The sequence below is a fragment of the Pedobacter gandavensis genome (assembly GCF_014172405.1).
In the GTDB taxonomy this organism is placed as follows: Bacteria; Bacteroidota; Bacteroidia; order Sphingobacteriales; family Sphingobacteriaceae; genus Pedobacter; species Pedobacter gandavensis.
The window spans coordinates 40,464-53,453 of the sequence record NZ_WNXC01000005.1 but is presented as its reverse complement, the minus strand read 5'-3'; the positions used below and the strand labels follow the sequence as shown (position 1 = coordinate 53,453).

General features: G+C 40.7%; 8 protein-coding genes and 1 tRNA gene. 2 read left to right on the top strand and 7 right to left on the bottom strand.

Annotated features, from left to right (window positions below; all coding sequences use genetic code 11):
* Positions 1–28: 28 nt before the first annotated feature.
* A complete protein-coding gene (locus GM920_RS14395; protein WP_182958617.1) occupies positions 29–925 on the bottom strand; it encodes a S66 peptidase family protein in 897 nt (298 codons plus the stop codon).
* A gap of 40 nt (positions 926–965) precedes the next feature.
* Here GM920_RS14395 and metG point away from each other — a divergent pair, with 40 nt between their 5' ends.
* Both metG and GM920_RS14385 read left to right on the top strand, forming a co-directional pair.
* Positions 966–3,074: a methionine--tRNA ligase gene (gene metG / locus GM920_RS14390; protein ID WP_202986121.1), complete on the top strand. Its 2,109-nt coding sequence runs from the start codon at positions 966–968 to the stop codon at positions 3,072–3,074.
* 5 nt (positions 3,075–3,079) lie between these two features.
* Positions 3,080–3,151, top strand: a tRNA-Arg gene (locus GM920_RS14385).
* 70 nt (positions 3,152–3,221) lie between these two features.
* On the opposite strand, the gene GM920_RS14380 is transcribed toward GM920_RS14385, so the two are convergent.
* From GM920_RS14380 to GM920_RS14355, 6 genes are all read right to left on the bottom strand, one after another.
* Entirely contained in the window at positions 3,222–5,282 is a 2,061-nt protein-coding gene (locus GM920_RS14380) for a response regulator (protein ID WP_182958615.1), read from the bottom strand.
* 115 nt (positions 5,283–5,397) lie between these two features.
* Positions 5,398–5,637 (bottom strand): transcriptional repressor, encoded by a 240-nt coding sequence (locus GM920_RS14375; RefSeq protein ID WP_182958612.1) that lies wholly within the window; start codon positions 5,635–5,637, stop codon positions 5,398–5,400.
* Between the two features lie 5 nt (positions 5,638–5,642).
* Positions 5,643–8,066 (bottom strand): TonB-dependent receptor domain-containing protein, encoded by a 2,424-nt coding sequence (locus tag GM920_RS14370; protein WP_182958610.1) that lies wholly within the window; start codon positions 8,064–8,066, stop codon positions 5,643–5,645.
* 1 nt (position 8,067) lies between these two features.
* A complete protein-coding gene (locus GM920_RS14365; RefSeq protein ID WP_182958608.1) occupies positions 8,068–9,210 on the bottom strand; it encodes a PepSY-associated TM helix domain-containing protein in 1,143 nt (380 codons plus the stop codon).
* A 92-nt stretch (positions 9,211–9,302) separates the two neighbouring features.
* Complete coding sequence (locus tag GM920_RS14360; protein WP_182958605.1) at positions 9,303–10,526, bottom strand: DUF4374 domain-containing protein; 1,224 nt, start codon at positions 10,524–10,526, stop codon at positions 9,303–9,305.
* 20 nt (positions 10,527–10,546) lie between these two features.
* Positions 10,547–12,931 carry a TonB-dependent receptor gene (locus GM920_RS14355; RefSeq protein WP_182958603.1) on the bottom strand — a complete coding sequence of 795 codons (2,385 nt, stop codon included), beginning with the start codon at positions 12,929–12,931 and terminating at the stop codon, positions 10,547–10,549.
* Positions 12,932–12,990 lie beyond the last annotated feature (59 nt).

Sequence of the window (12,990 nt, the reverse complement as noted above, 5' to 3'; positions counted from 1 at the left end):
TTTTATTCTTGAAATACTTTTTTTCCTTTTAAAGTTTGAATTTCACAAGATGCTTTTGTATGAAGAGTTGGACCGATTTCCCGATCAGCATTGCTCTGTTGTCGTCGATATGACCCAGTGGGAAATTATAGCAAACCGGGTAATCGTAGTCCTTTACAATCTCTTGTATGATTTGCTCCGGACTTTGTCCGAATGGTAAGTTTTCTACCTCGTAGCCATTAAAAGCGCCAACGATCAACCCTTTTAGTTTTTCCAGTTTCCCACTTCTTTTGAGTGTTCTCATCATCCGGTCAATTGCATATTCATGCTCGCCTACATCTTCTATAAATAGGATCTTCTCGCTGTACTCAAAAGCAGAATCCGAACCTTCAGCAGCGATTAATAAAGTTAAATTTCCGCCAATCAGGATCCCCTCTGCGCTCCCTTCTCGGTTCTCAAAATCACTTTCATAAGTATAGATTTGAGGTTCTCCAAACAGTGATTTTCTTAAAGATTCTAAGGACTCGGTTGTACCAGTTTCAAAGGTTTTAGGCATTTGTCCGTGGATACTTTGGGTATTGGTTTGAGCTAAGATATGAGACAATAGGATCGTAATGTCACTGAAACCTATGACCCATTTTGGCTGCTCCTGAAATTTAGTAAAATCAAGTCCATCCAGAATTCTGATCGTTCCATAACCTCCTCTGGAGGCGAAAATTGCCTTGATCTCCGGATCATCTAAAAAGTTCTGTAAGTCTTCCCGTCTTTGTTCATCCGTTCCGGCAAATTGATCATGCGCGGCATAAACATGTTCTCCCAGTACGACTTCCAGTCCCCAGTGCTCCAAAACGGCAATCGCTTTGTTTAGGTCTGCGGTTAATTTCTTCGCGGGAGAGGCGATTCCGATTTTGTCTCCTTTTTTTAAATATGGCGGCTGCTTAATCATAGGTAAAACACTTATATTTGACAAAATAATAAAATTAGTTTTGGATAATAGTAAAATAAAGAGATATACGGTTACGGCCGCTTTGCCTTATACAAATGGGCCAGTGCATATTGGACACTTAGCGGGTGTTTATTTGCCTGCGGATACCTATGTAAGGTACCTGCGTTCGAATAAGAGAGATGTGAAGTTTATTTGTGGATCGGATGAGAATGGCGTTCCTATTACCCTTAAAGCTAAAAGGGAAGGAGTTAGTCCTCAGGTGATCGTTGATAAATACCATAAAATCATTGGGGATTCTTTTAGGGATTTCGGTGTTTCTTTTGACATTTACCACCGTACTTCTTCTTTGATGCACCATCAAACCGCTTCCGACTTTTTTGAAAACCTATATAATAAAGGGGTTTTTACTGAAGAGGTGACTGAACAATATTATGATGAGAAGGCACAGACTTTTCTGGCGGATAGGTATATCACCGGAACTTGTCCGAAATGTGGCAATGAGAATGCTTACGGTGATCAATGTGAGAGCTGTGGAAGTACTTTAAATGCAACAGACCTGATCAATCCTAAATCGACACTTTCTGGCGAGAAGCCGGTAAGGAAAGAGACTAAAAACTGGTTTTTACCATTGGATAAATATGAGGATCAATTGAGAACTTATATTGAGAGCCATAAAGAATGGAAACCAAATGTTTATGGACAATGTCAGTCCTGGTTAAATGCAGGTTTACAACCACGTGCAATGACCAGAGATTTAGACTGGGGTGTAAAAGTGCCGGTTAAAGATGCAGAGGGTAAAGTGCTTTATGTATGGTTTGATGCACCTATCGGTTATATTTCTGCGACTAAAGAGTTGTTCGAGTATGCTCGTCTGGATGTATGGAATCCTAAAGCAGAAGAATTTTATATCAATAGAAACGGATTAACTAAAGGCAATTGGGAAGATTATTGGAAGGATGAGGAGACGAAATTGGTTCACTTCATCGGTAAAGACAATATTGTTTTTCATTGTGTGATTTTTCCTGCGATGTTAATGGCGCATGGAGGTTATACTTTAGCCGATAATGTGCCGGCAAATGAATTCCTGAATTTGGAAGGTCAGAAGATCTCAACCTCAAAAAACTGGGCAGTTTGGTTAAACGAGTACCTGGAAGAGTTTAAAGGTAAACAGGATGTATTGCGTTATGTATTGACAGCTACTGCTCCGGAAACAAAAGATAATGATTTTACCTGGAAAGATTTTCAGGCAAGAAATAACAATGAGTTGGTGGCGATTCTTGGGAATTTCATCAACAGGGTAACGGTATTGACGCATAAGTATTTTGCGGGTAAGGTACCAATGTGTATGGAGATTACTCCGGTTGATCAGGCGGTTATTGATGAGCTTGCTGCTTATCCGGCAAAGATCAGTGCTTCTATTGAAAATTATCGCTTTAGAGAGGCTTTAATGGAGGTGATGAATGTGGCGCGTTTAGGTAATAAATACCTGGCAGAAACTGAGCCATGGAAAGTGATTAAAACAGATGAAGATAGGGTGCGTACGATCTTAAACATTAGTTTACAGATTGCGGCTAACATTGAGATTCTGATTGAGCCATTCTTGCCATTTACAGCAGATAAACTGATGAAAATGTTGAACTATGGCGGTCACCAATGGGAGAATGCAGGAAGTATTCATTTACTACACCGTGGTCACCAATTGAATGAGCCGGAATTGTTGTTCGAGAAAATCGAAGATGAAGAAGTTCAGGCCCAGATTGATAAGTTAAATAAGAGTAAGTCGGATAACCTATTGTCTACTGCTGAAGTTGCCCCTGTGAAGGAAAATATTCAATTTGAGCAGTTTGGTGCTATTGATATTCGCGTGGCAACGATTATCGCCGCAGAAAAAGTAGAGAAAACGAAAAAACTACTGAAATTAACAGTAGATACAGGTATCGATCAACGTACGGTGGTGTCAGGTATCGCGGAGTTTTTTAAACCAGAAGATATTGTTGGTCAACAGGTAAGTTTGGTTGTAAACCTTGCTCCCAGAGAAATAAAAGGAATTTTGTCACAAGGAATGATTTTAATGTCTGAAAATTCAGAAGGAAAACTTACTTTTGTGGCTCCTGTAGCAAACCATGGTAATGGTAGCGTAATCAGGTAGGTTCTGGTCCCGTAGTTCAACGGATAGAATAGAAGTTTCCTAAACTTTAGATATGAGTTCGATTCTCGTCGGGACCACTTATTTAGCCAGTAGTTAGGTATAACTACTGGCTTTTTTGTGTCATAAGGATTGTGAATCTGAGCAAGTTCAATCCTTTTTTAAAAGTCTAAATATTTTTTCAAATAGGTCCTTTTTGTCAAATGGTTTTGAAATGTAATCATCCATTCCCATTTCCAGGCAGCGCTCATATTCTCCTTTAATAGTATGGGCGGTCATTGCAATAATTGGAATAGTATTTTTGTGGTCTTTTAGTGCCCGTATTCTTTTTGTGGCTTCATAGCCATCCATTTCCGGCATTTGAACATCCATCAGCATAACATCAAAATGTTTTTTTTCGTATTTAGCCAATGCGATCAGTCCGGTTTCCGCAGTTTCCGTTTCAAAACCCCGTTGTTTCAGGATTTTTATGACCAGCATTTGGTTAATCAGGTTGTCTTCTACAACTAAGACATGAATGCCTGTCCCAAGCTGAACTCCCATTTGAAGTTTCTCCGCAATATCTTTTTTAACATGACTGCTAACCTTTAAAAAGGGCAATCGGAAATGGAAATCTGAACCAAGTCCGGGTTTGCTGTTCACAAACATTTCTCCATGCTGCAATTGGACTAACTGTTTTACTATACTTAGTCCGAGCCCTGCGCCACCAAACTTGCGGGCTGTTTCATTTGTTGCTTGTTCAAAGCTCTCAAAAATTTGCCCCAGTTTTCCTCCGTCGATCCCTATGCCAGTATCTTTGATTCCAAAGTCGAGTATAATTTTTTCTTCATTCTGCTCAATACAGATAACAGAAATGCTAACATGGCCTTTTTCTGTAAATTTCAGCGCATTTGAAATGAGATTTATAAGTATTTGATTCAGCCTCACGGCGTCGCCCATTATTGTTTCCGGGATTTTTTCATCAATGAGGTAATTGATTTCAATGTTTTTTTTCTTCCATTTCGGTTCCATCATCAGAATGTTCATCTGGATAATTTCCTTAAGATTGAGCGGTATGCTTTCAAAAACAAGTTTACCAGCCTCCATTCTTGAAAAATCAAGGATGTCATTTAAGATAACCAGCAAGTCGTCTCCTGATTTGATAATGATCTGGATGTATTCTTGCTGCTCTTTGTTTTCAAGGGTCTCTTCCAGTAACCTTGCGAAGCCAAGGATGGCATTCATTGGGGTACGGATTTCGTGGCTCATTTTAGCCAGAAAAAGTTGTTTAGTCTTTTCTGAAGTTTCTGCTTTTTCCTTTTCTTTTTTGAGGGTTTTCTCGGCATCCTGAAGTTTACGTATATTATATAAACTATATTCAAGTGTATCGATCATCTTGTTGAAAGAGTTCGCAAGCATGCCGATCTCATCGCCTGAATACACGGTAACCCTTGCATTTAACACTCCGCGACTTACAAGTGCCGCTCCGGCAACTATTTCTTTGATCCCCTTTTCTATGCCGCGGCTTACTGAAACAGTGATCAGGATACTTGTTGACCCTATAGTAAGCGATATCGTAAGCAATAGATTCAAGATAATATTTTCGAGCCAGCGGGAACCTTCACCAAGTGTAAATGAAAACTCGTCTTCAAGGGTCGTGACTTTTCTATTTAAATCTTTAGCCTGTGCCATAACCTGATCAATCTTCTTTTGGTCAACAACATCAGCGCTGATTATGGTGTGAAGCTGATCACCAATGGCTATCAATTGATCCATTGTTGTTGCCGCGTTACCCCAGGCGGTAATTGCTTTATTTATATAGAATATATTGTGAAATCGGGTAATCAGGTGGATCATACCATCAACATCTTCCGGGTGGTTACGCCCCTGCAGGAATCCCTCGCGGGCAATTTCGAGATCAGGGTTCGGCTTCTGAAGCTCAAGCCTGGCTTTATTGTCTCCCAAAGGGACTTTCAGAAACTGTTGAAACGCTTGGTAATCGGCTTCTTGGTGCGAGTTGGCATACAGAAACAGGCTATAAACGGCATCTTTCTGCGCCTTTGACCATAAACCCTCACCGTTTACAAATGCCCTTACCGAAGAAAGAGTACTTACTGCAAACCAAAGGGTGAATAGTTCAATTATAACCAAAAACGCCATGATACCAATCGTGAAATACAATTTCGTGGAAATAGTAACATCCTGCAGTTTCCTTTTTAAAAATGAAATCATCGTTGAAAATGATAAGAGGGTTAACCTAAGTTAATTAAACCATTCTATATTTTCTGTAATTGAAAAAAAAATACATTTTTAATTCTATTATGACGATCAATGCCATAGGTTAATTTTAGCCTATTCCGGTAACATTTAGAGCGTACACGTATTTGCGGTCTGCGGTTTGTGTTTTTTTTAGCCGGTTGAGTTTCGCTAGTGTCTTCAGATTCAGGTAAACGGAACAAACACACATCTGGTGTCCTTGTTTCCGGAGTTTCAGCCACAAGGCTTCTGCATCCAATCCGTCGCCGTTTTCTTCCATATATTGTAGGATGATTTTGCTGATTCCGGAAATCCCTTGCTGCACCTTCATCCCCGTTACATCCTTTCTTTTAGATCCTCACTACTGGTACTTCTTTCATTTGAAGGCGTACCTTTTGCGCCAAAGCGGTAGCTAAAAGATAACAGGCCATACCTGCTGTCAGAATTACTGCGACTTAAGAATATAACGGACTCATAAGCCATTTTTCTTTTGATACGGTAACCTTCGAAAATATCGTTCATCATAAATTTCAAGCTTCCTTTTCCTTTAAGTACTTCTTTTTGGATACCCGCAGAAATGATGCTGTAGGGTTTGGTAGTGCTGATGCCTGATACCTCCTCTGAAATATAGAATGCACTTAATTCTGATTTCCAGCCTTTACCCAGGATAAAGGTATTTTGGGAGTTAATACTTAAGGTATTCCCTTTATTTATATCAGATCCTGAACTCGTGTTTACCTTGTATCTGTTGTGATAGACATTCAGGAATTGGCTACCAGTCCACCATTTAAAAATTTGTGTGGAGGCGGTGATGCTCAAGCCGAAATTATCAAAAGAACCGATGTTTTCGGGGCGTTGAAAAGTAGTGGTTCCATTATTCAGCCGACCTACCTGTTCTGCAATCACATTGCCGGTATGGTTATAGCTTAAGGTTACAAAATAACGAGATTGAAACCCATATCCCAATTCAATCGCATTGACGATCGCTGGTTTTAAATGTGGATTTCCTTCATAAAAAGCGAAAGGATCGTCGTATACGCGGAAAGGATTTAAATCCCAATAACCAGGGCGCTTAATTCGTCTGCTATAACCGGTTTTTACCTGATGCTTTTCATTGAAATCTCTGGTCAGTAACAGGCTTGGAAAAAATCCCAGATAGTCTTTTTTGAAGATGGTATTGGTGCTGATCTGCTCAGCCTTAGTATTTGTGTATTCGGCACGTAAACCTGCCTGCAATTGATATTTGGACCATGCGGTGTTCAGGTTAATGTACGCAGCCTGGATATGCTCCTTATAAATAAAATGATTGCTGGTTCCAGCATCCGACAGATAGGTATTGTTTTTTAGCGTATCGTATTGCAGGTTGTTTTCTGTCCGGACATTACTCCCTTTCCAGCCGGCTTCCAATTTTGATTTCTTGTTTAAAGGGAGGCTGTAATCAACTTTTGCCGCATAAATGTCATCGTTGGAAGGGATATTACCCCTGCGTCCGGAAGGGGCAATATTTGTAGTACCCTCAGGCAGAAGGTAACGGGTATCTAAGGATTGATTCATTTTTGAATAGTGATAGACATAATCTACATCAGCTTTCAGCTCATGACCATCCTTATTAAATTTGTGGACATAATTTGCATTGTAGAGGAGGTCCGTCCAGTTTTCCTTATTGTTGGTTTGCGTAAACGCAGTCCATAGGGTTTCGCCATTGGCATTCCTAAAAGTGCTGCTGCTCGGTTGTTGAGTGGGGTATTTCCCTATTGCGCCATTCATTAGAAATCCCAACGTGTTCTTCTCGCCAAGGTTCAGGTCTATCCCTAGTCTAAAATTATGAGAACGTAGTTTTGCTTTTTCCTGGTTTTCCTGGCGGATACTTTGCAATAACTCATGGTTATCATTATAAAACAGGCGTTCGGCATTGCTATTACTTTCCAGATTCTGATTGTTGGCGTTATAGCTTCCATAGGTATTCAGTAGGGCCGTATTGTAACTTAACGCAATGCCTTCGCCATATCTGATGTCTTTACCAGCACCAATATTTCCATTGATACTTCCGTTAAATCCGAGCAGCAGGTTCTTTTTGATGATGATATTTACAATTCCTCCGCTACCTGCGGCATCAAACTTTGAGGTAGGATTGGCCATGATTTCAATTCTGGAGATGGAGGACGAGTTCGTTCCTCTCAACAAATTGGCCAGTTGATCTCCGGATAGGTAGGTAGGCTTTCCGTTGATCATGACTGTCGTTCCTGATCTTCCTTTTAAGGATACTTCTCCGTTTTCTGTGACGGTTACACCTGGGGCTTTGTTTAGCAACTCCAATGCGGTATTGCCCTCCGCGAATATGCTTTTCTCGATATTCATCACTGTTTTGTCCAGCGTTTGCTCAATTAATGGGCGTTGGCCACTGATGTTTACGGTATTTAGCAACCTGCTGTCGGCGTTTAAGCGGATGGATCCCAGATGGTGTAATGTTTTCAATTCGGTCAGTTCTATCACCGGAGAATAATAATCCACATATCCGATGTAGCTGATTTTTATGAGATACTTGCCGTTTTTAACCCCGGAAAGCATGAAATTTCCTGCCGTATCTGTCATCACAGCATAAGCCTTTACAGAATCTGTCGAGCGTAATACCAGGACGGAAGCGAAAGGAATGTGCTGTGCTTTCTCATCGAGTAATTTACCAGAGATATTTTGCTGTGCCTTGCTGGTCATGGCAATGGAAAGCGTACAAAGTAGGGCAAGAATATATTTTTTCATCATGTTAAGTTGTGCTTATAACTGGCTTAGGCTGTTTTACTGTTGGCTTTGGCTTTTTAGTTTTTTTCTTTTTACCCCACCAGATGTAGAAACCAGTGATGGGTAAACTGGCACAAATTAAGCTGGCCAGGAAATACAATATTTTTGTGCTAAGGCCACCGATGGCACCTACATGGATGGCATAATTGAGTTTGCGCACCTGATCTGGAAACTTCATATCTTCCAGACGTTTGGTAGAATTTGGCAGGAGTTCCAGTGTCAGCGGATCAAAATTCAGATCTCTCCAAAAACCTTTGATCATATCTGTACAGGCATAAATTGCCTCATCAGGTTCTTCTGCAAAATGAATAATCACTTGATCCTTGTTGTATCTGGCAATCTCATTCACGACTTTATGCCAGATGATATCTGCATTTTGGAGGGAAGTATTTACGGATGGACCTGAAACCTCCATCTTTTGTCTTTTTTGTCGGGCTTTATTTTCGCCCCCTGTGAGCCAGTAAACGCCTTGTCCGAACCAGGAGAAGCTCATGACTAAACCCGTAATCGCCATCAGTAAGGCAATTAATAGGGAGTAAAACCCCAATACATTATGTAAATCATAGTTTACCCGCTTAAACTTTGCATTCCATTTGATTTTAAAACTCTGATCGCGACTTCTTTTATTCCATTTCTTTGGCCACCATAAAATGATTCCGCTGAGGGTCAGCAAAAAGAAAATGAAAGTAGACCAACCCACTACCTGGCGTCCGATGGCACGGGGCATCCAAAGGTGTCGGTGTCCTTCATCCATAAAATGAAAGAAATCTTCATCATCCACCATGGCGATGACTTCAGCTGTATAAGGATTTACATATACCAAAGAATCTGATTCATGGACGTTAAAATGTGCGGTTCTACCTGCACCATGATACCATACTGATTCAATATGTTTTCCGGGTAAAGCTTGCTCCACCGCTTTATGTAGGATGGAAGGAGCCAATATTCTTGCATTTGCAGGTTGTTCGGCATGCAGCCAGGGGTAGCTGAGGCTTTTGATTTCCTGCTCAAATACCAGCACACAGCCGGTGATGCTTAGAATAACCACTACAATTCCTGAGGCTAGTCCCAGCCAAAGGTGTAGCCATGCGTTTATTTTGTTGAACATAAAATTTTAAGGGTAAAATAGGAGGAGATAAAACCCCGGAACACTCCATAGGAAGCCCGGGGTTTATTATCAACATTAGCGGAGAAACGCTGTTATTTTAATTTATAAAGGATTGGGGTATTGTCTGATCCACCGTCTATTCTTAAACCTTTTTTAAGCGTATCAGCAATAGGGTCATATTCATAAACGTAAATCGCATCAGCTTTAGGATCATTCACGGCGATATAGGCTTTACCATCCAGAACAATTGCAGAACGAGAGTTCAATAAAGGCGGAAAGTCTAGTCGTTTAACTACTTTTTGTGCGTTTACATCTACAACCAGGTATTCCCACATGTCAGCATACCACCAGTCGTCTTTTACTTTTACGCGGTTTTTAGCATCTTTTGCATTGGCAAGAATGGCTTTTCCGTTTCCAACATAACATACGCCCAATTGGTTATCACCGTTTGTCAAAGCTGAGATATTGAAGAAATAGCTCGGGTCAAAAGTATCCGTACCAGCTTTAATTCTGAAGAAACCAGTAGGCATATTTGGTTTATTACCACCTAACATGGGCATAGGGTGAGTTAATAAGTAGTCATTACCATTGTCTACAAACTGACCGAAATACCCGTTTCTTAGCGGGCCTGCCGGAGCAGAACGTCCGTCTTTGCTGGTTACTTTAAAGTTACCTAATGCTGGAAGATCCATTGAAGCCAGGTAAGAATCATCAGTGGTTAGTTTGGTGATCTCATTATACAATCCATATCCGATCATGACTTTGTTTCCACTGGTAAATGCGGAGTAGACTTTTCTACTGTGGTCTTTAGGAACACTTGGGAGGTCGAATTCACCACTTTTTACGATGGTCATGTTGCTTACATTGATAATTGCGTAAAGGTTACTTCCTCTAGGGCCAAACATCAATTGGTTATTATCAAGCCATAAAGACCAGCCTACGTACGGACTTGGAAAAGCATCAAAAGGAATTTCACCTTCTTTTGTCAGTTTTCCGTCTTGGTATAAATGCTTGCTAAATCTTCCTGTAGGGTTTAGGAAGTAAAAATATCTTCCTCTTTGCATGATGTTTTCTCCCCAGGTGAAGATGTTTGAAACATCAATCCCGCTGCCTTTTGGACTGATTTTACCTTCGGTTAAGGAGTTAATATTTAAGAGGTAACTGTCGTCTCCAACGGAATAGATCACGGCATATTCGCCATTTTCTTTTTCGTCAGTACCGGAACCTTTATTGTCTTTTTTGCAGGCGTAAAGGCCAGAAATAAAGACTAGTGCTGTGGCCAGAACCAGCACCCTTGTTTTAATTGTAGTAAACATGTTCATAGATTTTATTTATTTTAATTGAATTGCGAAATGGCGTAGCGTAATTTGATGAAGAAGGAAGTGCCCGGTTTCTGCAGTTTAAACTTATCATAAGCGATTACGTTGGTTAAGTTTCTGCTTTCCAGGGATACATTGTATCGTCCTTTATGCATAGAATAAGTCAGGGTTGCGTTGTGTATAAACTGACGGGGGATATAATCTTTAGTATCCTTACTACCCATTTTAGACCAGTTAACGGAGTAATCATTAATGAATTGGCTGAACCAGTTGAATTGAACCCTGGTATCTTTGCCAATCAGATTGTCTTTACCAATACTGAAATCGGCATTCCCATATAGCCAAGGCTCATTAGGTACTCTACTCAGGTAATTGGCGCTTTCGCGGATAGATCCTTTTGCAAATTGCTGTCTGTTCACAGCACTTTGATAAGTCATGTTGACGAGCACAGAAAATAGATTGTTGTAATCATAGCGGACTTCTGTCTCAAATCCTCTGATGATAATCCCGTCCGTATTGCTGTATTCAGCATAGCTGCCATCATTACTTGCTGCAGATTTTCCGGTGGAGATGTAATCATTTGCATCGCGATAATAAGCTGAGGCTTCTGCCCAAATTTTTCCTTTTCCTACGCTTTTGTCGAAAAACAGACCAAGGTTATAGTTGTTGCTGTTCTCCGGTTTCAAATTAGGATTCCCCTTCACCACTTCCCGATCACCGAATAATTCAACCAAGCCAGGTAATCTGTAGGCGTGTTCATAAGAGGCTTTCATGCCTATAACAGGACTGAATCTATAGCTGGAAGCCAATCCATAACCGTAGTATTGTTTGCTACTGTTGCTGGCATTACCGTCTTTATCATAAGTCTTTCCACTTAAACCGTACATTTTTCCAAAGAAGTTATTGGTCATTTTGCCATTGAAGACCTGTTGTTGGTAGCTGATACCTGTAATGTTCTTGTTTAAGCGGTTAGACTTATCATAGGTATGGTTGTAAGGATCGATCTCATTGTAACTTTCTCTGTAGGAACTGTTGTAGTTGTTGTTCATATTGACCATATGATTTTGGGAGATCGTATAGCCAAGGTTCAGTTGGGCCAGGATATTATTACCTGTAAAATGAGCGATAGATTTTTTCTCGCCCGATAACTCGCTCCCTACGCTACCATTTTTTCCTCTGATTTTTGAACTTCCGTCCCAATAGAATACACTTCCACTGGTATCGGTCAGGATATTTTTATTGGCAGAATAATTGGCGAATACACTTGCCGATAATCCTTTGATCAATAGGTTTTCTTTACGGTAACGAATCGAAGGAATGATATTATATCCATCATTTGTTACCTTACCAATCACTTTTTCCTGTGTTGCACCGGTTTGTCTTTGTTTATAGTTGGAGGTATAGGTCACTCCGGCAACAAATACATCGGCCCATTTTTTATTGGAAATTCCTGCTTCTACCTGTCCCATGAAGGATTCATACTGGTCGTGGAAGCGGCGGAGTTTTTCTACCTGTTCAAAGCCTCCTGGCTTGGGAAGTTCTATCAGCGCATTCGCTGATGGATTGTTGTACATGTAATAGTTATTGTCCGAATAGTTGTAGTAGGAGCTTACATTGGTCGTAATTCCGGTTTTATCATCGGTAAAACTTCCGGTTAAGCCTGCACGGTGGGTATTGAAAGAACCTGCACTGTAACTTAGGTCGATGGATTTCCCTTTGTTCTTTTTGGTGATGATATTTACGGCTCCACCCAAAGCGTCTGATCCCAGATAAGCGGGAACCACGCCTTTGTAAACTTCTACACGCTCGGCAAGGTTTACCGGGAAGTTGTTTAGCGTCATGCCACTGCCATAGGATTCCATTGGGATCCCGTCAATAAAGAATTTGATGTGTCCTCCTGATAAGCCATTGATGGAGAATTCGAAATCTGAACCCAGACCACCTTGTTCTCTCACTTTTACCCCTGCAGAACGGTTTAGGATCTGGTTGAGGTCGTTGGTGGTATTGGCATATGGCTTCAGATCGATGGAGTTTACAGCGAAACCGGCCTCTTTTGCTTTCCTGGATTCCGTTTTGCCACTAATTGAAACGTTGCTCAGTTCATTTTGACTTTCTTTCATGGAGAAATTCTGGCGAAGGTCTTGGTTATCCTGAAGGCTGATTTTATGCTCTATCTTTTTAAAACCAATCGCAGTAATCTGAATGATATAGTTTCCGGCAGGAAGCCCCGAAAGGTCATATATTCCTTTTTGATCGGTAGCTTGAGTTCTATTGATGGGCATTAACCGGATGGTGGCGGTCGGAATTCCCTCTTTTTGATCATCAGATACTTGTCCTCTGATGCTGCTTTTATTTAATTTTTGTCCTTGCACATAAAATACGCTGGCGCATAATATGCCCATTAGCAAGATTTTCTTAATTTGCATTACTTTTAGATGTTTCGATTTAAGAGTGACCCTAT

What these genes read in the sequence shown, in the direction of transcription:
- GM920_RS14395 (WP_182958617.1), bottom strand. Translation starts at nt 925, where the DNA reads ATGATTAAGCAGCCGCCATATTTAAAAAAAGGAGACAAAATCGGAATC.
- GM920_RS14380 (WP_182958615.1), bottom strand. Translation starts at nt 5,282, where the DNA reads ATGATTTCATTTTTAAAAAGGAAACTGCAGGATGTTACTATTTCCACG.
- GM920_RS14375 (WP_182958612.1), bottom strand. Translation starts at nt 5,637, where the DNA reads ATGAAGGTGCAGCAAGGGATTTCCGGAATCAGCAAAATCATCCTACAA.
- GM920_RS14370 (WP_182958610.1), bottom strand. Translation starts at nt 8,066, where the DNA reads ATGATGAAAAAATATATTCTTGCCCTACTTTGTACGCTTTCCATTGCC.
- GM920_RS14365 (WP_182958608.1), bottom strand. Translation starts at nt 9,210, where the DNA reads ATGTTCAACAAAATAAACGCATGGCTACACCTTTGGCTGGGACTAGCC.
- GM920_RS14360 (WP_182958605.1), bottom strand. Translation starts at nt 10,526, where the DNA reads ATGTTTACTACAATTAAAACAAGGGTGCTGGTTCTGGCCACAGCACTA.
- GM920_RS14355 (WP_182958603.1), bottom strand. Translation starts at nt 12,931, where the DNA reads ATGGGCATATTATGCGCCAGCGTATTTTATGTGCAAGGACAAAAATTA.